Source organism: Chryseobacterium indologenes (genome assembly GCA_016025055.1).
Classification (GTDB): Bacteria; Bacteroidota; Bacteroidia; order Flavobacteriales; family Weeksellaceae; genus Chryseobacterium; species Chryseobacterium indologenes.
In genome coordinates this window covers 4,130,476-4,150,968 of the sequence record CP065590.1, presented here as the reverse complement: position 1 = coordinate 4,150,968, position 20,493 = coordinate 4,130,476, and the positions used below count along the sequence as shown (strand labels likewise).

Below are 20,493 nucleotides of genomic sequence, written 5' to 3'. Positions count from 1 at the left end.
GTAAGCATTGGTAAAACAATACTTTTATAATCATCAGGCTTTAAACTGATCCAAAACTTCCGAAATATTCCGATATACAAATTCCAGCTCTTCAGCCGTAATACAATATGGCGGAACCAGATAGATTACGTTTCCAAGAGGTCTCATGATGATTCCTCTCTGTAAAAACTCCTGATACAGTTTTTTACCGATCTCATTAAAATAAGAGGTTCCCTGTCCTGTTTTGAAATCAAATGCCAGAATAGTTCCTGTCTGACGAGCGTTTTCAACGCAAGGATGAAGGCCCAGTTCTTTTATAAACTCTGAATGCTGTTGAGTAATTCGTTTAATATTCACCTGTGTTTCTTCATTGAGCAGCAGTTCCATACTTGCTAATGCTGCTGCGCAGGCTAACGGATTAGCCGTAAAAGAATGCCCGTGAAATAAAGTTTTATGCTTATCATCAGACAGAAAAGCGTCATAAATTTCGTTGGAACAGGTTGTAATGCCCATTGGCATAGTGCCTCCTGTCAATCCTTTTGAAAAACACATGATATCAGGCTGCTCTGTAAGATGATCTGCTGCAAAAAGCTTCCCGGTTCTTCCAAAACCAGTAAAGACCTCATCCTGGATCAACAGAAGTCCCTGCTCTCTGCAAAATTTCATCAACTGACTCAGACCTTCTGGTTTATACATCAGCATTCCTGCTGCTCCCAGAACTAATGGTTCATAAATAAAACAGGCTGTTTCATCGACAAGTTCTTTAATCTGATTTTGTAAATTTTCCAGATTTTCAGCATTGGGGGTATCAATGAAAACGACTTCAAAGAGCATGCTTTCAAATGGTTTCGTCCAGAAGCTTTTCCCGCTTACGGACATCGCCCCGAAAGTATCACCATGATAGGCATTTTTGAAGGCCAGAATTTTAGTTTTCTTTTTTCCTTGGTTATGGGCATACTGAATACACATTTTCAAGGCAACTTCCACTGCAGTAGAGCCATTATCGGAATAAAAAACTTTTTCCTGATTGTCAGGCAGCAGTTCCAATAAATTTTCTGAAAGCTGTATGGCAGGTTCATGGGTAAATCCTGCAAAAATAACCTGTTCCAGCGTATTTAATTGTTCAAAAACACGCTGTGCGATATGAGGATGCGAATGACCGTGTAGAGTAACCCACCACGAGGAGACTACATCCATATATTTTTTACCCTCTGCATCGTATAAATAGATACCTTTTCCTTTAATAACGGGAATGATATCATCTGCGGTCTTCATCTGAGTATAAGGATGCCAGTTCACTGCTTTATCCCTTTGTTGAAGACCGGTTGACATTATTGTATTCATATAGTGATTAACCATGGATTAATGATGGAATATCAATGGATTTAAAGTAAATGTTTCTTTGCATGCAAGATCAGCCTTTGTAAAATATCATACTATTCAGAAATCTATGTTCATATCCAGAATATCGGATATCAGCAAGATGACAAACTTTACTATGCTTATGATCCAGCTCATAACTCATTAATTATCATTTATAATTATTTTAACAACATGTTTCTTTTTTCATCATAGGTTTTAATCCGAGGGTTTGCAGCATCTGCATATCTTCGGAAACTCCAGGATTTGGGGTCACCAGTAAAGTTTCTCTTTCTCCCGTGAAAATAGAGTTGGCTCCTGCCATGAAGCACCATGCCTGTTCTGTTTCTGTCATTTCGATACGTCCGGCGCTTAATCTCACCATGGAAGCAGGCATCACGATCCTTGCTGTTGCAATCATTCTTACCATTTCCCATGTATCTACTTTTTCGTTGTCTTCCAATGGCGTTCCTTCTACTCTTGCCAATGCATTAATCGGAACAGATTCCGGGTGTTTGGGCATTGTTGCCAAAGTCAGTAACATGGAAATCCTGTCTCTGTGGGTTTCTCCAAGACCGATAATACCTCCGGAACACACGGTAATTCCTGCTTTTCGGACATTGTTAATTGTATTAATTCTGTTGTCAAACGTTCTCGTAGAAATGATTTCTTCATAATACTGTTCAGAAGTATCAAGATTGTGATTGTAAGCATATAATCCGGCTTCCTGAAGTCTGACGGCCTGTTCTTCGGTAAGCATTCCCAATGTACAACATACTTCCAGCCCCAGCTCATTGACTCCTTTTACCATATCAATAACCCGGTCGAAATCACGATTGTTACGAACTTCACGCCATGCTGCCGCCATACAGAATCTTGATGATCCCGAATCTTTTGCTTTTTGAGCATGGGCAATGACCGTTTCGGTCGGCAATAAAGCCTGCACCTTGATATTCGTGTGATAACGGGCTGCCTGTCCGCAATAGGAGCAATCTTCAGGACAGCCTCCTGTTTTTATTGATAATAATGTGGAAATCTGAACTTCAGACGGATCGTGCCACTCTCTGTGCACGGTAGCAGCTTTATAAATAAGTTCCATCAGAGGTAAGTGATAAATCTCTTCTATTTCTTCTTTAGTCCAGTCGTTTCTCGTTGTTTTTATTGTATCCATTATCATAATTTTGTTATTGTTAAATGCTTGGCAGCGATCTTTATCTGTTCTTTATCTGTATCGGGAATCTCGGGGATCCTGATGATTTTTGTATCGTTTTCAATAAAGCTGCAGATCACTCTTTCTGTATCCTCAGGAAATTCACCATTTAGTATCAGGTACTCTAATCTTATATTTCTCTGTTGTAGAGCCATAATTGATAGTAAGCTGTGATTGATACATCCCAGATAATTCCTTACAACTAATGCTGCTGGCAGGTGTAAAGTCTCAATCAGGTCAATCATAAACCTGTTATCTGAAACAGGAACCATCAATCCTCCCGCACCTTCTACAATCAGCGCATTTTCAGTCTCCGGCACCTGAAAGTGATCAAGATCAATCTGTATGCTTTCTTCCCTTGCCGATTGATGCGGAGAAGCTGCCCGTTGAAGGCGATATGTTTCAGGATGGCAAATTGTATTCTCCGTCCATGTTTCAATTTTATGACTGTCTGAGTAATGAAGGTCACCGGATTGTACCGGCTTCCAGTAATCTGCTTTAAAATACTGAACCAGAACGGCCGAGCATACGGTTTTTCCTATTTCTGTTCCGATTCCTGTGATGAATAGTTTCATTCGTGATGTGGATGTTTTATGTATTAATTTTTAAGGTTAAACCAATAAGTGTTTTTATCTTCAGTCTTCATGTTCTTAGTTTAGATGTTGTTTCATGATTTCTGCTAATCGTATGATCTCATCCTCCGTATTAAAACTGTGAAGACATATCCGTAATCTTTCCGTTCCTTCTTTTACGGTTGGGCTATAAACGGCATAGGTTAAAAATTTTTCCTTCAATAAAATATTTTGCATTGTTTTCAGCTTCTGATTATCAGGAATTATAATAGCCTGAACAGGACTTTTTGATGATGACGGGGTTTTCAGCCCTTGCTTTTTAAAAAGATCAATATTGTCCCGAAGTTTTTTGGGTAACTCCTGGTGATTTTTCAGGAATTCATAACCCGATTTAATACTTACCCACTGAAAATCCTGTGCGGAAGTTGTGTAGATAAATGGGGTTGCAAAGTTGATAAGGTAAGACTTCACCATTTCATTACACAAGATAGCAGCTCCGTGGACACCAAGTGCTTTCCCATATGTCACCAACACCGCCAAAACCTTATCCTGTAATTGATATTGTTCTACCAATCCATAGCCCAAAACACCAAAAGCATGTGCTTCATCTACAAGGATACCCGCATTATATTGTTGCGCAAGAATCACAATATCCTCAATGGGTGCCAGATCGCCATCCATAGAATAGAGACTTTCTATTGCAATATAACATTGTCCTTTCTGTCTTTTTAATACTTTTTCCAGGTCTTCCAGATCATTGTGCCTGAATTTCAACTTTCTGGCATGTGACATTTTACAACCGTCATGTACTGAACGATGAATCTGTTCGTCTACAATTATCGTATCATGACGGGTTAGAAGAGTCGAAAACAAAGCAAGATTGGCATTATAGCCTGAAGGGAAAAGCAATGCATCAGCAAACCCATGCTTTTTTGCGATATATTCTTCTGTGACAACAGCAATACCGGTATTCCCACTGATGAGCCTTGACCCCGTACTTCCTGAAATCAGTTCCGGATGATCATTAATTGCCTGCAACAATATATTCCGGAAATCTTTATTCCTTGCCAGGCCCAGATAATCGTTGGAATAAAAATCAATTCCGTCTGCCTGGGGCTTCAGACTTCTGAAAGTTCCGGCTTCCTTCCTTTTACGAAGCAGTTCCTGAAATTTATGATGAATAAGCATGGATAATTATGCTACTTCCTGAATGATTGCGGCAATCCATTGCTCATGCAGTTCTTTTTCAATGGCCAGAATATGATGGGCGTGCTGCTGCCATTCAGCGGAGAATTCATTTAACTGATGAATCATTTCCTCAAGATGACCTTCTTCTTCCAAAATAATAGATTTTACCATGATCTTAGACGATTCTTCCGTAAGAATCTCTTGATAAACAGGGTAAAGTTCATCAGCGCGCACTTCAATTGCATAGGTTACAAAAAGATAAGCGGCATATTTTAAATCTTCCTTGGTAAGTCCAAAAGCCTGCTGTAGGTATTTACAAGCTTTGATATCCAGCGAATGAAGGTATTGTCGTGTCGCTACGGGAGCAAGAAGTTCCTTGCTTTCATAGGTTTTGCAAAGCTCGGGATCTATTTTTCCAATTTGTTTTTTTAAATAATAAGCATGACGGTGTTCTTCAGCAGCATGTTTCAACTGGATCTGACTGACCAAAACCGGATGCTCACATTTTGATATTTTCCTTGCTCCGGCATTTTCCATAAATGAAAGAGTATTCAGCCATTTAGCGTGGGTATTGCCTTCCTGTACAATCCTTTTCAACAAGTGATGAAATTCCATAGATTTTTATTTTGATGTCAAAAGTAGTATATTGCCGGATGGCTATATGGTGCCAGTTTTGATATTATGGATAGTCCGGTTAGAATTCCTTATGAAAGCTTTATTAAAATAGATAGAAAATCAGACACTTCCATCTATTTACAAATTGCCAATCAACTGATCAATGCTATACAAAGAGGTTTTTTACCTTTTGGAACCAAACTTCCGGGTACAAGAACCTTTAGTGAAATGCTGGAAATCCACAGGAATACAGCGGTAGCGGTTTATGACGAGCTTTCGGCACAAGGCTGGACAGAGAGTTTTCCCAATAAAGGAACGTTTGTGATTGGAAAAGATGAGGAAAAGCCCATAAAGGTTAATGATTTTCAACATAATAATCTTCAAAATTATCCTGAAACAACAGGGTTCTTATTTAAAACATCCAATATTCTGGATAATCCTTTTGAACATTCGGATTGTGAATATGTTTTCAATGACGGGGTTCCTGATATCAGACTGACCCAGATTGCCCAGCATTCGCGGTTTTATAGTTCTATTCTTAAACGGAAGTCCAATCAGAAGATTTCCGGACATTATAACCATGACGGAAGTGAATTTTTCAAGGAACATCTATCCCGATATCTCAATTTATCGCGCGGATTACCCATTTCTAAAAACAATCTTCTGATCACCCGAAGCACGGAAATGAGTATTTATATTGTATCCGAAATCCTTCTTTCTCCCGGAGATGTAGTATTGGTAGCAGCTTTAAGCTATTTTTCCGTCAATATGATTTTTATGAAAGCCGGAGTTCAAATGGTCTCAATTCCTATTGACGAAGAGGGAATCATAGTAGAAAATGTTCGGGAAGCTTGCAAAAAGCAAAAAATAAGAATGCTCTACCTCACACCACATCACCACTATCCTACCACTGTTGCCATAAGTGCACAAAGGAGATTGGAATTGCTGGAGCTGGCCAATGAATATGGTTTTATTATTCTTGAGGACGATTATGACTACGAATTTCATTACGACAAAAGTCCTATCCTTCCTTTGGCCAGTGCAGATACCAATGGAATGGTCATTTATATCGGTTCGTTTGGAAAGTCTCTGGCTCCCGGATTCAGAACCGGGTTCATCGTTGCTCCCGAAAATCTGATGGCTGAAATGAGGAAGTATTTGGGAATTATAGACCGTCAAGGTGATATTCTTATGGAAAGAGCATTGGGAGAAATGATTGAAGAGGGAGAAATTAACCGGTACCTGAAAAAATCACTAAAAGTGTATCAGGAAAGAAGGGATTATCTTGCTGTTCTCCTTAAAGAAAACCTTGAAAACCTCATCACTTTTCAAATACCTTCCGGCGGGTTGGCCATCTGGCTGGAATGGAATGTTCCCATTAACCTGATGCAACTGAGCCGCGGATGCGCGCAGGATAACCTGTTTATTCCTAAAACATTGTTGTATCAGAATAAAAATCTGACGGCCATGAGACTGGGATTTGGAGATCTTAATGCTGATGAAATGGAAAAAAGTGTTGATGTTTTTTCCAACAATGTGAAAAGATTGATAGAGTGATTTTTCTGCCACGAATGCACGAATTAAAAAACCAAAGAATTTATGCATTAAATCTATGTGGTAAAAAATATAACCACATAGGCACATAGGCTTATAAGAAAATTTATTCGTGCATTAGTGGTATTAAAATATGCAGCATCCCTCTTACTGAAGATAATTAGTGGTGGCGAGGAAAAACAATCTTATTCTTCTTGTGTTTTGGCTTTTTCTTTTTCCTGTTTAAAAAAATAATAAAACCGGTAATAGGTAATGAAGTGGCTATAATTCCTGCCAGAAAGTATAGGATTCGTCCGGTCATTCCGAAAATACTTCCGGTATGCAAGTCGTAATTCCTTTCCCTAAGGGCAGTTCCGTTTCCAATGTTTTTATCTTTATACGACTGATATTTCAGCTTTGCTCCGGAATATTGATCAAAATTGAACTGTTCGTTCTGGTATTGCTTTTCACCTTTTGTTATTTCTGCATAATATGTTCCTTCATCTGTTCTGGGAAAGTTAATCATTGCAGATTTCTTATGGACCATCTGACTTTCCACAGTTTTCCATATCTTGGCAAGAACCATATCCCGATCAGTAGATTCATTCTTAGGTTTATTGCTTTTTATTTTTTGTTCTACTTTGCCATTGTTATTTAAAAAATCTTGTATCCATGTATCCATACCCTTAAAATTCCATATCAAAGCAGAATAGGCAATCAAAAGTAAAGGGATCATCGAATAAAATCCCAGCACATTATGAAGATCATAATTGATTCTTTTCCAGTTGGCAGAGAGCTTAATAAAAAACATGCCTTTGAGCATACTTTTACTCATTTTCCGCGGATACCATATCACCAGTCCGGAAAAAGAATGACAGCCAATACTAAGGTTGAATAACCGGTAATGGCTTTCCCTATTTTTTCTCCCAGAAGCAATCTTCGGTGGAGATCAAGGACAATTTCAAAAAAATCCGTTTTTGCGTTTTCTACTTCCTGAACATTTCCGGTGTATGGATCAAGATATACCCGGTAATAATACACGTAAGTTCCCCAATACGTCAACGCTTCATTATCCATTTTCAACGTTCTGAACATATAGGTTCCGTAAGGATCCGAAGAAATCTGTACTCTTTTGATTTTTAAGCCTTCAGGAAGTACCTGTTCAGCTTTAGCAGTTAATTCGGCAAGTGGTAATTTCTCTTTACCTATCGCATTTATGTAATATCTTTGGGGATGTATCAGATGTTTCAGTTCATCCTCAAATGAAAGGATACAACCTGTTGCAGCCATTATGACAACTATAAGCCCGGACGCGAGTCCGAGCCATAGATGTAACTGATAGGCTATTTTTCTAAATTTAAGTTTCATAGCTTATAAGGAGTAGTGGAAAGTGTATGTGTCGATAAAAATCAGCAAGCTTTCTTTTTGCCTTTATATAGACTCTTCACTTCTGTCTTGGTAGTATTAAAATTTAAAACTTACTTCGGCAACAAAATTACGCGGCATCTGAGCCACAATCACTCCCTGGCCTGCAAAGTACTGCACATTGCCTATATTATTCATTTTAAATCCTAAGCGATATCTTTCTTTTTCTAAAGTAACAGAAGCATTGATCAATGTGTAGGCAGGAAATGCAAATTGTCCGGTTGTTACTTTATTTCCGGTAATCTGTTTTCCGACACGGTTTACCCCGAAACCTACTCCTAATCCCTGAAGCCCTTTAATGGGAATAATATAACTGATCCACGAATTAAATACATTGGCAGGACCTGCAGATTCCGGGCGGCGGCCTTCCACATCGGCATCTGCTTTTTCAAATCTGCTGTGGTTATAGGTATATCCTGCCATAATGTTTAATCCCTGAACAGGATTCATAATGGTTTCAATTTCGATTCCTTTACTCCTTTGTTGTCCATCCTGAATAACAATAGCATATTCTTGTCCATCACGAACGACTCCGATTCCTCTTTGAATGTTGTCAACAAGGATATCATAGTATCCTACCGTGAAATTCACTTTGTTTCTCCAAAAATTTCCTTTTACGCCTACTTCCCACTGGTTGGCCATTTGTGGCTTCATATCATCACTATAATCTGCCAGTTTCTGTACCACAGGCGGTGTATAGCTAAAGCCGTTCATATAGTTTCCATAGGCTGATAGCTGATCTTTAATAATCTGATACACCAAACCTATCTTCGGAGACCAGGCTGTTTGCTTAAACTCTCCTGCACGAACGTTGGTATTCAGGTTAAGCTGTCCTTTGCTTTCGTAGTGATCAACACGCAAACTTAATAAAGTAATTAGTCGGTCTGTAATATAGGTTACATTGGAAATATATGCTCCATACAGATTAGCAGAAGATGTATTTCTAACCAAAGGTGTTTTCCCTAATTTAATGGCTTCCTGGGTAAAAGCCTGGATTTTCTGAAGGGCAAGATCTTTGGAGATACTTCCATAACTACCCGTTAAGCTTTGTCCATCAATATACTTGTCGTCAAATGCTACAATTGGAGAATGATTGTTGTTGATAGACTGATTTAAATAATCTAATCCAATTAAAACTTTATTTTTGATTTTACCAATATTAAATTCCCCATTAAAGTTTTGCTGAAAACTTGTAGAAGCAGCTTCCGAATTCTGCAATTGTACATTACGTTCCAAATCCTTATCATTATCTTTACCTCTGATGAACTGATATTGATATATACCTTCAGTTTTTCTGAAGTTTCTTGAAAGCAGGGTTTGTGAGGACCATTTATCTGAAATTTTATAATTGGCTTCAGCTCTTACGTTGATGGAAGGAGCTTTCAGGGTCATATCATTATTGGAATACGATCTTTTCCAATCGAAGCCCAGTTCATCAGGATTGTGTGCAACATAAGGTCTTGTTCTGGAAAGAAAGATAATCGGAGTATTGGTTCCTTCATAATTATAGATCTGAGCACCTAAACTGAATTTCAAACGGTCACTGACCTGATAACTTACTGTTGGAGCGACAAAGAATGATTTTCTGAATTCAGAATCCCTGAAGCCATTCTGATACTGATAAGCTGCATTCAGGCGGAACAATGTTTTCCGGTTGTCGGTTATCGGGCCATAGACATCTGCTGTCACCCGATTCAGATTGTAGCTTCCCATAAGGTAGGATATTTCGCCTCCGAAATAATCTTTCGGTTTTTTTGTAACTAAATTGATCAGCCCTCCAAATGATGTTACCGCTCCTCCGTACAATGTCCCTGAAGGACCTTTAATTACTTCAAGACGTTCAATATCTGAAGGATCGATTTCTCCGTTGGTCGTCGCAGGAATTCCATCAACCATGGATACTTTTGTCGGGAAACCTCGTAAGCTGTAGTAAAAGCTTCCGTCACCGGAACCCCTTCCCGGACTTCCCTGCATTTTTACCATACCGGGAACATTTTTCAAAACCTCTGAAACATCATAGGTAAGCTGCTCCTTCATGATTTGCTGATTAATGCTCGTGTATGCCTGAGGATTTTCTAAGTTTTTTAAGGGCATTTTTGCCACAGAAGTGCTGTCTTTGTCCAGAAATTTGTTTCTGCTGACCGCATAAATGGTAATTCCTTCAATCACATTATTATGAATGGAAGCATAAATAGCCGGAATTTCATAGACATCTTTTTTAATGCTGATTTTCTCACGCATCAATTCGATATCATTTAAAACCACCTGAAGCATATATTCTCCAGGTGGTACATTTTCAAAGTAATATTCTCCTAAATTATTGGTTTTTGCCTGATGAGACGTATCCAAAAGCCTTAAAACGGCATTTTTTACAGGTGCCTGTTCAGACAGCATGATTTTGCCATGAACTCTGTCGCTCTGTTGTGCTGAAAGCTGATTTGAAGTTAAAGCAAGACCAAGAAGTAATATAAGGGTTTTAGATGTTTTCATGCTGTAAGTTTTGTAACAGGGGATAGTTTATTTTACCGTTTTGTGATAACGGGAATGATTCTATAAGGTCAGCGCGTACATATTGAGGATTGATGCGCAGTTTGTTTTTAATAATTTCTGTGATAACTTGTGGATCAATCTCCGGATTGTCGTACAATACAATGATTTTCTTGTCGTTGGAATTCAGGCAGACAAAAGTATTTCCTTCCATCTCATTTTTCAGGATAAACTCCACTTCATCCAGGTTAAGACGGATTCCGAATAGCTTCATGATTCTTTTGATACGTCCGGTAATATAATAGATGCCGTTTTTTCCCTTTTGAGCGGTATCTCCTGTACGGAGCACTGCCGGCTGCTCATAAGAGGTCAGATCTTTAAGCGTATGGGCATAACCTCCGTAAATACTGTTGTGAGAGAACAAAAGCTCATCGTTATCCGGATCAATACTGAAATCGCCTCCATGAACCGGAGTTCCGATGGATGTTTCATCTTCAAGAAGACCATCTGTGGTGAGATAAGCCATTCTTCCACCTGCTTCGGTCTGACCGTATTGTGCAAAAAACTGTTTTTCAAACTCATGACAGTAAGAAAAAATGGTTTTTCTCAATTCGCCATTGATCACTCCTCCGGTGTGAGTCATATATCTTAAACTTGGACTGTCTTTTCTAAAAAAACCGATTCTGTTCAGATTTTCGTAGAGATAAGGAACTCCTCCCAGAGTACTGTACCCGAATTCTTCCATTTCATCCCAGAAAGCTTTTTGCATGATGTCTTTGTCGGTGCAGACAATTCTTCCGGCACGCATACAGTTGGTCGTAAAAATGGAAAAACCGTACACAAAATTGATCGGAACATTCAGAGGAACCACATCCGATTCTAAAATAGGCATATACTGAAGAATACTTAACGCATTCTGATACAGACTTTCGTCGGATAATTTAACCAGCTTGGGAATGCCTGTGGTTCCTGAAGTACTTAACAATATTTTGATTTCAGGATTGATAACCACTTCACATTGATAATCTTTTTCACATGAATACTCACCGAATCCGAAAAAGCTTTGACAGTATAACCCGGAACTTCTTCTCGTGATGGGTCAAAGATATATTTCGGGCGGTATTCTTCTTCCAAACGTGCTTTGAACTCCGTGTGAAGTTTTTGGCCTAAAACAGCAATGGTGTGTGCTGTTCCGTAAAAATTCAGCAGGACTTCAATGGAAGAAAGCTGATTGTCATTGTACAAAAAGATCAGGCCTTTTTCTACGGGGTTAAGGCCTAAAGATCTGTACAGAGTACCAACCGGAATAGTTTTTCCGGTGGTAGCGTCTGTAAACAACAGATTTCTGTTGGCAATTACATTTTCTAAAATTTTCATATTCTTAGTTTTCTACGAGGACCTCGTATTTTTTCATTTTTTCACGAATTTTACCTACCGTACCCATTTCCAGGATATCGTTAAAGTCAAATTTGATCTGATAAAACTGCTCCAATGCTTCTACAATAAGCAAATGAGACATCGAATCCCATTCGGGGATTTCCTGGTAGGTAAGATTTTCATTCACCAGTTCTTTTTTATCGCAATAGCTGAGGCGATAATTTCATAAAATTCTTCTGTTGTATTCATTTTAAATTTTTATAGTTTTCCATTTACCGTTTTTAAAAATCATTAAGAAAAGGACGGCCAGTACTATTTCTGATGAGACAATGGCGGTAAATATGCCCGTCAGTTCCCATTGAAATCTTACCCCCAGCAGGTATGCCAGAGGAAGCTGGATGACATAAAACATAATGATATAAAGCATGGTAACCTGCATGATATTTCCGGCGGCATTAAGGGCACGGCTGATCACCATCGTAAAGCCCAGTAAGAGATAAGCCATAGATACGACATGAATGTACTGAACAGCATATCTGGCCACTTCAGTTTCTGTGGTGAAAAATTTCACTACATATTCGGCTGCAATTTGCCAAAACAAGGCTACAGCAATAAGATAGGTCATATTGATGGTTCCTGCCCGCCAGACTGTTTTTTCAGCTCGGTCGGGATCTCCGGCTCCCAGATTTTGTCCTGTAAGAACTCCGGCAGCATTTCCGATTCCCCAGGCAGGCATCGTCGCTACTGAAGCAATACGCTGCGCAATGATATATCCTGCCAATGCTGTCGTTCCGAAAGTAGAAATGATTTTCACCATAATCAGCCAGCTGGAAGTTGGAATGATGTACTGTACCAATCCGCCAAAGGCTATTTTCAGTATTTTTCTGAGCAGAGGAATGTCCAGATGGAATTTCATCAGGATATTAATACTCGTTTTACCCGAAAGCAAAATGAAAAACTGATAGATGACAGCTAATAGCCTCGATAAAATCGTTGCATAGGCCAGTCCCATTAATCCGAAAGCAGGAATAAATCCCACACCGAAAACAAGAACTACGGCAAAAACAATATTCGAAATATGGCATAACCATAATGACTTCATCGCAAGATCGGCATCCCCGGCTCCTCTGAAGAGTCCGTTTATGGAAAGCCTTAGAATAACCAATCCGATGCTTAGAAATACCAGACGCTGAAAATGATAATCCATCGGTTACGACATCTGTACTGATCCCGAGGAACGCAACAATTTCCGAGGCAAACAGGCAGGAAATTCCCCCGATCAAAACGGCGAAGAAAAAAGCTAAAAGAATAATATAGTGAGCCGTTCTGCCCATTCCTTCGGTATCCTTTTCACCTGCTCTTCTGGCCACAAGAGTTGCTGCAGCAATTCCAAGTCCTACTGCAATAGCATAGGCAAAATTGATGTAGTTGTCTGTAATTCCCACAAGCCCCAATACTTTATCCCCCAATCTGGCGATAATCAGGAGATTGACGCTTACAAAAACAGACTCCATCACCAATTCCATCACCATTGGAATGGCTAAACTAAAGATAGAACGGTTGATACTTCCCGATGTCAGCTCCACCTTTTTTCCGGCGAGAGCTCCGTAGGTAAAAACCGTTCCTTCCTTTAGCATATGCAGGAATTTCCTCATAATGCTGCTACAGAGTTTTTGTTGGTAATCTGATGTAAAGGGTTCGGTAAGGCTCCATCCTTTCTCGGAATCGCAAATGCTTTATTTTCGCTGTACCCGTTATTTTTCAAACGAAGACTGTTGATATAGAACCTTTTGAATGCCGGAACATACAGGTCATATTTAGCATATCTTTCCTGCAGATGAGGATTGTCATTTTTATAACTTTCGATGCAATCATGAACAAGGGTCCAGAACGTCTCTTCTTCAAATTCTGAATAGGTATGAAGAACATTGGATAAATATCTGAAGAAAGCATCAAAAACGCCTAACAGAATAAACAAAGGAACATTCTCCTTGTTGGAAGACTGGATAAGACCATCCGCAAGGTGTGCAGGGAGTTTTTCTCTGGCTTCTGTGGTAAGAACGATATCATCCACGAAATCTTTAATCACGATTCTTTGTGGCACTCCGTTCTTTAAAACTACCATAATGTTCTCACCATGAGGCGTTACACACAATGAATGGGTATAATAAATATGAAGCAGCGGTGTCAGGTAAGCATCCAGATATTGGGTGATCCATTCTCTGATCGTCATTCCTGCTTTTTCTGCGAATGCCTGAACCAGCGGTGTCCCGTTCTTATCCACATACAACAGGGAGGCCATTGTTACCATTTCTTCATCTGATTCCAGATAGTTTTCGGCACTTTCACGCCAAAGAGCTCCCAGGAATTCATTGTACTGATAAGGTACGTTGGCAATAGCTCCGTACTGAGGATGTAAATAGGCAATAGAAGCCTCTTCTCCCAGGAAAATAGTTCCTTTATGATCAAGGTAAGTGTCACCTTTAATCAAGCTTTTTACCCATGCTGTAATTGCAGGAGCAATTTTCATCTGTTTCGGTGATAATCCCCTGATATTTCCGGTACTTAAAATGGAAACCGCTGTTTTTAAGTATCTTTTTTCCGGATGGTCTGAATTGAACAAAGTACGGATACTTTGCTGCGGGCTGTAAACATCATTTCCTTCTCCCAGCCGGATCAGCAGTCCTGAGGCAATATCGCCAGCAAAATGAATCTTCAGCTTATGCTCCCACTGCCATGGATGAACAGGAATAAAATGATAATCTTCTACAGATTTTCCCTGAGCGGTCAGTTTTTGTTTGAACTGATCAAACAATTCGGGGCCTATTTCAGAGCGGTAGAAATCTTCTCTGTCAATAGAATCCAGGGATTGGAATGCAGATCTGCTGCGGTGAGCAGCCAGCCATAAAACCTTCAGGTTCTGATCCGATTCGGGAGCAAATGCCTGCAAATCACGTGGCGAAAAGCCCAGTCTACTTTTGTTCACAATGACCCAGGGATGCCCTGTCATGTGATGTTCAATGGTTTGATAGTCCGAAGCTGCCAGATCCTGTGAAGTCATTGTTCCTTTAGCCAGAATCATGGCATCACAGTATAAAGTGTGCAATAATTCTTCGGTGTATCTTGCGATGGTGTATGGATCAAGGTCAAAAACCGACTGCATTTCAAGAAAAAAGGCTGCAACATCTACAACAGGCTGTTTTTCTCCATTTTCCATTCTGGTGATACTGTCTTTGTCAATATGCCAGTAGTCCATCATTCTTTCCTGGCCACGGAAGGTGTATTGAATAACCTCCACTCCTGTTTCAAGTGTAAAAACCGTAAAGTCTTCATCGTCCTGAAATGTTGCAACAGGTTTTAGTAATTCTTCATGCATTAATTCTGCAATAGTTTTGGCCATAAGGTTTCTGTTGGCCTCATTCCAGTTTTCCTGGCTGATTGTATATTCTAAATGGGTGTTCATTTCTGTTATATTTTTGCGATTGGTAATTCAGCGTATTTCTCTACATCAAAATCCTGGAAAGCGATTTTCTTTTCCACTTTATAATGCTCTCTTCCAAGGATATCGTTGATGATAAAAGAATTACGATAGGCTGCCATTCCAAGATCTGTGGAAATGTAGCTGTGGGTGTGTACTTCTGCGTGCAGCACATAGATTTCTCCTCCGTTTTCATCAATGGAATAATTCCTGTTTACTGCAAATAAGCCGTTAGAATCTCTTTTTATTCTTGATTGTATATTTTTAAGGAATAAAGGTTCATGATAACGATATCCCGTGCCGAGAATCAGATAATCTGCTTCCTGTTCGTAAGGTACTTCCTGTTCCAGCTGCGTGAATTCAAGATGAAGAGATTCAGGGCTTTCATTATTAACCCTGTCAAGCTGGCTGTTAGGTATGATCGTCAACTTCGGATCTGCGTTATCGATATTCAGATCGTAGATAAAATCGTAAATATCATTGATGAGGTCATAATTAATCCCTTTAAACTGGGCCTGCTGCTTGCTTAAAATTGTTTTTCTGGCCTCTTCACTTCTGCTGTAGAAATATTCCACATAATCAGGCGAAGTCAGCTCCAGTGTCAGCTTTGAGTATTCCATAGGGAAAAACCTGTCAGGACGGGAGTACCATCCCAATTGCGTGTCTTCATCTCTGCTTTGAAGAAGATCATAAAAAACCTCAGCAGCACTTTGTCCGGAACCGATTATAGCAATCTTTTTACCTTGAGACAATAATTCTTCCTTTCGGTATAAATAGGAACTGGTATGGATGATTCGGGCATCATTTTTAGGAATAAAAGAAGGAATATGCGGCTGTGTTCCCGTTCCAAGGACAAGTCTTTCCGTTTTGAAAACCTGTTTTTCTTTAGTCTTTGTATCAATTGTAGAAACAAGGTAAATACCGTTTTCATACTCAATATCCGTTACCTGTGTTGAAAAACGGCATTCAGGCAATTGTTTTATCACCCATTGGCAATAGCGGTTGTATTCTTTTCGTGGAATGAAGAAGTTTTCACGGATAAAGAACTTATACAGCCTGTCGGTTTCTTTAAGGTAATTTAAAAGGCTTAACGGATGGGTTGGATCTGCCATGGAAACACAATCACATAAAAAAGGTGTTTGCAGGGTCACATGGTCGATCATCAATCCCGGATGCCAGTCAAAGCCATCTCTTTGATCCAGAAAGAGGGTTTTCAATTCGGAAATGGGATGTGATAATGCTGCAAGACCTAAATTAAAGGGGCCGATACCTATTCCTATGACGTTATATACAGTTTCGTTATTCATGTTCTGTGATGTTGGTGGTGATTTTTACATTTTTGTTTTGAGGGAATTTTTCCCAGTACCATTCTCTGTAGCAGAAGTTGAGGTTTGCTTTTTTATGGGGCATTTCAATCACTTTTTCTACTTTGAAACCGACGTGGGCCTTATTCATCATGGAAGCGAGTGAATCTACCGAGCCCTCTCCTACCATTTTACCTACCTCAGGTTGAGCAAAAACATAGTCGACCATAGATTGCGTGGAAGGTGATACATATTTCTTTTTCGGATCCACCGGAGCAATAAACTGATGCGTTCCATAATCTGTAGGCAGTACATCATAATAGTCTCCTACCATATCTCTGGATGCCCAATAGATCTCAATATTACAGGAAGGCTCATCATTGCTCAATACAATATAGCTGTGGGCTTCCTGGCTTGGAAGCATCAGTCGATAGTAGGTTTCAAGCTCATCGATCGGCCAGTTCATCTGCCATATTTTTACGGCGTGCTCACGATTAAACCATTCATGCAGCATTTCAAGGTCATTTTCGAGATCAATGGGCCGTATACTCATGGTGACGTCTTCCTTCGGGAAATAGCGTTTGAAAAAAACATCTGCTCCTTCAGGCTGGATAAGCTGATCCGAGAAGAAATACAGATGCAGCAGATTTGGAACTTTAGCATATGAAACCGCTGCTGCATTCACTCCGCCATCTACATTCATTACCGCAGAATGAAGATTTGATTTCACGGACCAATACCTTTGATTCAAAGCATAATCAGTTAATGCAGATGGTTTATGTATATGCAGATACTCAAATTCCTGATAAAGAATATCGATCAATGATCTTTCGTTTGCCAGTCCGGTTTTACCGATTGAGCTGATCAGGGCTGAAAGATTGCTTACCAGCAGGTGATGCGAGATAATATCAAGGAGACGTTCATCGCGGATGAAAAGTTCCTCTATTTCAGGATACTTTTTAATCAGATTTTCGTATTGGTTTTTACTGCTTTCCCGTAAAAGATATCCTTGTCCGTCTCTTACCCAAATTGTTTTCGGAAGAAGGCTTTCATCCAGTTCGATCATCAGGTTTTGCTGATGAACTTCCGGGGCCATTCCGAAGGTGTTGAATAATTTATTTAAAGGAGACAGCAGTAGTTTGATGTATTTTTCAAACCATAACATGACCGCTTCCTCTCCTTCCAGCCCCATATTCTGAATAACATTTTCAAAAAAATGAGTGGCAAAACCCGTTGCAGAAGAAGGCTCATCCTGACATAACCTGGCCAGTAATAATACTCTATCCTTCGGTGAGAATGGATTTTCTCTGATCAGTGTGTTAAAACTGTCGATATTTTTACCTTCAAAATCAACACTTATCGTTGCTGGTTCCAGCAGAAGTTTGAAATCTTTATAGTTTTCCTCAAAGGAAGGACGCACATCTTCCCACCAAATTGCTGACGCATAGCCTCTTTTCAGATCTTTCAGACTGTTGGTTCTTACGGAACCTGTCATCAGTACATGCAAAGAGAACTTAAACATCCACCTGAAATCAGGATTGTATACCGTTCTGATAGAAGAAGTTGCATAAAAGTCTTCACCTCTGGATCCGATATGTATTATTTTTCGGGATTCAAACAAATCGGAGTATTCTTTTGAATCTAAAAGATATTGAGCTTCCCACGGATGAGCGGGAAGGATATAATAGTCATTTGTGTTTTCACCTTCTTTAAGGTAGTTTTTACTGAGTTTTTCCTCTGAAGGAATCAGTTTTCCGATAATTTCCTGTGCTGAGATACCGGGTAAAGATCTTTCAGTGACCAAATTCCTGTTAACCAGGAAATAGTCAAGCTGGAATCCTTTTCCAAATTCCGGGCAATAGGTCTGTTGTTGCTCTTCTGAAAATCCCATCCTAGATTTGGTGAAAGGATGAAGGTTATGACCAACTGGAAGAAGCTGTTCAGATTCTATAAATGAATAGGATAGGCTGTTTTGATCTTTCGAACAGGTTAATGTTTCTTCCAGGTTCTTCAGATTGCTTAAAATCCGGTCCTTGAAACGCTGAAGCCCTGCCTCTGTCGAAGTATCAGAAAACTCTTTATACACTAATGAAATCAATTGTTCAGCATTGACTTCAAAAATTTTCTGGTTTTGATGATCTACCGCCCAAACCGGGAATCCATATTCATGGAAAGGGCTTTCAGAACGATATGTTACCGGCGCAAATAAAAAGATCCCGCTTTTTTTCAGCTCAAACCTCATATGCAACGAATAACCCGTATTTTTCAGCGCTTCAGCTGTTAACGGGTCATAGACAGGAATTCCCTGATAAAATTTTCCGTTTCTAAGCTCTCTGAGCATTCCGTTCAGTAAAATGCGGAATGTTATTGCTTCAGCTTTTTCTTTCCACTTAGTTTTCTGTACCAAAGTTTTCTCCATGTTTTTTGATTTTAGTAAGAATTCCGTGAATATCTTCTGTGGTGGTAATCGGGTTGAGGAAGGTAAATTTCAGGTAGAAATTTCCGTCAACTTTTGTACTGGCAACCAATACTTCTCCACTGTAAAACAGTTTCATCTTGATATATTGATTCAAAGCATTGAGATCTGTAATCTCAGGTCTTACGTATCTGAAAACCAATACGCTTAAATCAGAATCTGAAAGCAATTCAAAATCAGCATCTTCATCGATCATCGATGCAGCATCTTTGTAAGGTCGATCACGGTGTCCGTATATTCTGCTAGCTGCTCTTTTCCCATCATTCGCAGGGTAAACCAAAGTTTTAACGCGTCAAATCTTCGGGTACTCTGCGTAATGGATTTATTGATCTGTGCAGGAATTTCCTCTTCATCCATTTCTTTAGGATTCAGATAGTCTGCATGATGTTTAAGGATTAACAGTTCTTTTTTGTTTTTAACAATAAAAGCACTGCTGCTGATCGGCTGGAAAAAGGATTTATGATAATCTATCGTTACAGAATCTGCTCTTTCAATGCCTGTCAGAAGATGACGGTATTTTTCGCTTAAAAGTAGCGCACATCCGTACGCTGCGTCTACATGCATCCAGATGTTGTACTGTTCAGATATATTTGCAATATCTTCCAGTGGATCTACATTTCCAAAGTCTGTCGTTCCGGCAGTAGCCACAATCCCAATAGGAATATTCCCCAGTTGTTCTTCTCTTTTAATATATTTTTTAAGCAGAGAAATATCCATACGGAATCTGTCATCGGTAGGTACCTTAACGATTGATTTTTCACCAAGACCCATGATAGAAGCATTTTTCAGGTTACTGAAATGCGATTTATCGGAAACGAAAATCCTGAAACGGCTAGCTTCCTGTGGTAACCCATCGAGTTTTATATTGTGATTGTACCTTTTCTGAGAAAAGCAATCACGCATCATAACGAGCCCCATCAGGTTACTTTGGGACCCGCCAGCGGTGAAAACACCATCGCTTTCATTGGTATTATAGCCCAACTGACCGGCTGTCCAGTCGATCAGTTTTCTTTCCATAAATGTTCCTCCGGCACTCTGATCATAAGTATCTTGTGATGAATTGATAGCGCTTACCAGAATTTCTCCCGCTAGAGCAGGAATCACCACCGGGCAGTTTAAATGGGCAACATATTGTGGAAGATGAAAAGCAGTGGCATGCTTTACATAAATATCGTCTACTTCGTTCAGTAGTTCTTTATAGGTAGATAGTTTTTGGTTAAGATCGATCTCTTGTACCATTCCTTTCATTTCTTTGGCTTCGATTCCGCTGAAAGGCTTGTCATTTCTGTAAAGAAATTGTTGTACAAGTTCTAAAGTGCTGTTGACTGCATTACGATAATGATCGTAATTGTCCTGGTGGAAAATACTTCCAAAATTCCCCGAAATGTGAGGTGAAGTAGTGTGTGAAACCTCTTCAAGGGGCGCAAAATTGTTGTTCATATATTTTTTGTAAGGTGATTTTTTAAATCAATAGATTGTGTGCGGTTTTT

10 protein-coding genes and 5 pseudogenes are annotated in these 20,493 nt (G+C 39.5%); 1 reads left to right on the top strand and 14 read right to left on the bottom strand.

The window, feature by feature from the left end; genetic code table 11:
* Positions 1 to 33 precede the first annotated feature (33 nt).
* From bioA to H3Z85_19110, 5 genes are all read right to left on the bottom strand, one after another.
* A complete protein-coding gene (bioA, locus tag H3Z85_19130) occupies positions 34 to 1,311 on the bottom strand; it encodes an adenosylmethionine--8-amino-7-oxononanoate transaminase (GenBank protein ID QPQ53952.1) in 1,278 nt (425 codons plus the stop codon).
* A gap of 214 nt (positions 1,312 to 1,525) precedes the next feature.
* Complete coding sequence (bioB, locus tag H3Z85_19125; protein QPQ51381.1) at positions 1,526 to 2,509, bottom strand: biotin synthase BioB; 984 nt, start codon at positions 2,507 to 2,509, stop codon at positions 1,526 to 1,528.
* 2 nt (positions 2,510 to 2,511) lie between these two features.
* Positions 2,512 to 3,123 carry a dethiobiotin synthase gene (gene bioD / locus H3Z85_19120; GenBank protein QPQ51380.1) on the bottom strand — a complete coding sequence of 204 codons (612 nt, stop codon included), beginning with the start codon at positions 3,121 to 3,123 and terminating at the stop codon, positions 2,512 to 2,514.
* A gap of 75 nt (positions 3,124 to 3,198) precedes the next feature.
* Positions 3,199 to 4,308, bottom strand: coding sequence for an aminotransferase class I/II-fold pyridoxal phosphate-dependent enzyme (locus tag H3Z85_19115; GenBank protein ID QPQ51379.1), 1,110 nt, complete (start codon positions 4,306 to 4,308; stop codon positions 3,199 to 3,201).
* A gap of 6 nt (positions 4,309 to 4,314) precedes the next feature.
* Positions 4,315 to 4,923, bottom strand: a complete 609-nt coding sequence (locus H3Z85_19110; GenBank protein ID QPQ51378.1) for a hypothetical protein — start codon at positions 4,921 to 4,923, stop codon at positions 4,315 to 4,317.
* Between the two features lie 66 nt (positions 4,924 to 4,989).
* On the opposite strand from H3Z85_19110, the gene H3Z85_19105 reads away from it, so the two are divergent.
* Positions 4,990 to 6,480, top strand: coding sequence for a PLP-dependent aminotransferase family protein (locus tag H3Z85_19105; protein ID QPQ51377.1), 1,491 nt, complete (start codon positions 4,990 to 4,992; stop codon positions 6,478 to 6,480).
* Between the two features lie 157 nt (positions 6,481 to 6,637).
* On the opposite strand, the pseudogene H3Z85_19100 reads toward H3Z85_19105, so the two are convergent.
* From H3Z85_19100 to H3Z85_19060, 9 genes and pseudogenes are all read right to left on the bottom strand, one after another.
* A pseudogene (locus H3Z85_19100) lies at positions 6,638 to 7,824 on the bottom strand (PepSY domain-containing protein).
* Positions 7,825 to 7,920: 96 nt separating this feature from the next.
* Positions 7,921 to 10,371 (bottom strand): TonB-dependent siderophore receptor, encoded by a 2,451-nt coding sequence (locus H3Z85_19095; GenBank protein QPQ51376.1) that lies wholly within the window; start codon positions 10,369 to 10,371, stop codon positions 7,921 to 7,923.
* A pseudogene (locus H3Z85_19090) lies at positions 10,358 to 11,745 on the bottom strand (AMP-binding protein). Before H3Z85_19090 ends, H3Z85_19095 begins: the two are co-directional and overlap by 14 nt.
* Before the next feature lie 4 nt (positions 11,746 to 11,749).
* Positions 11,750 to 11,994, bottom strand: a pseudogene (locus H3Z85_19085) (acyl carrier protein).
* 1 nt (position 11,995) lies between these two features.
* Positions 11,996 to 13,400 (bottom strand): annotated as a pseudogene (locus H3Z85_19080) (MATE family efflux transporter).
* Positions 13,397 to 15,208, bottom strand: coding sequence for an IucA/IucC family siderophore biosynthesis protein (locus tag H3Z85_19075; GenBank protein QPQ51375.1), 1,812 nt, complete (start codon positions 15,206 to 15,208; stop codon positions 13,397 to 13,399). Before H3Z85_19075 ends, H3Z85_19080 begins: the two are co-directional and overlap by 4 nt.
* A gap of 5 nt (positions 15,209 to 15,213) precedes the next feature.
* Complete coding sequence (locus tag H3Z85_19070; protein QPQ51374.1) at positions 15,214 to 16,530, bottom strand: SidA/IucD/PvdA family monooxygenase; 1,317 nt, start codon at positions 16,528 to 16,530, stop codon at positions 15,214 to 15,216.
* The gene (locus H3Z85_19065) at positions 16,523 to 18,946 is read right to left on the bottom strand and encodes a GNAT family N-acetyltransferase (protein ID QPQ51373.1); all 2,424 of its coding nucleotides are present in this window, start codon (positions 18,944 to 18,946) and stop codon (positions 16,523 to 16,525) included. Before H3Z85_19065 ends, H3Z85_19070 begins: the two co-directional genes overlap by 8 nt.
* Positions 18,918 to 20,443 (bottom strand): annotated as a pseudogene (locus H3Z85_19060) (aspartate aminotransferase family protein). Before H3Z85_19060 ends, H3Z85_19065 begins: the two are co-directional and overlap by 29 nt.
* Positions 20,444 to 20,493 lie beyond the last annotated feature (50 nt).

Bases quoted from the DNA above. Each gene is read 5' to 3' on its own strand.
- bioD (QPQ51380.1), bottom strand. From the start codon at position 3,123: ATGAAACTATTCATCACAGGAATCGGAACAGAAATAGGAAAAACCGTA.
- bioA (QPQ53952.1), bottom strand. From the start codon at position 1,311: ATGTCAACCGGTCTTCAACAAAGGGATAAAGCAGTGAACTGGCATCCT.
- H3Z85_19070 (QPQ51374.1), bottom strand. From the start codon at position 16,530: ATGAATAACGAAACTGTATATAACGTCATAGGAATAGGTATCGGCCCC.
- H3Z85_19105 (QPQ51377.1), top strand. From the start codon at position 4,990: ATGGATAGTCCGGTTAGAATTCCTTATGAAAGCTTTATTAAAATAGAT.
- H3Z85_19095 (QPQ51376.1), bottom strand. From the start codon at position 10,371: ATGAAAACATCTAAAACCCTTATATTACTTCTTGGTCTTGCTTTAACT.
- bioB (QPQ51381.1), bottom strand. From the start codon at position 2,509: ATGGATACAATAAAAACAACGAGAAACGACTGGACTAAAGAAGAAATA.
- H3Z85_19075 (QPQ51375.1), bottom strand. From the start codon at position 15,208: ATGAACACCCATTTAGAATATACAATCAGCCAGGAAAACTGGAATGAG.
- H3Z85_19115 (QPQ51379.1), bottom strand. From the start codon at position 4,308: ATGCTTATTCATCATAAATTTCAGGAACTGCTTCGTAAAAGGAAGGAA.
- H3Z85_19110 (QPQ51378.1), bottom strand. From the start codon at position 4,923: ATGGAATTTCATCACTTGTTGAAAAGGATTGTACAGGAAGGCAATACC.
- H3Z85_19065 (QPQ51373.1), bottom strand. From the start codon at position 18,946: ATGGAGAAAACTTTGGTACAGAAAACTAAGTGGAAAGAAAAAGCTGAA.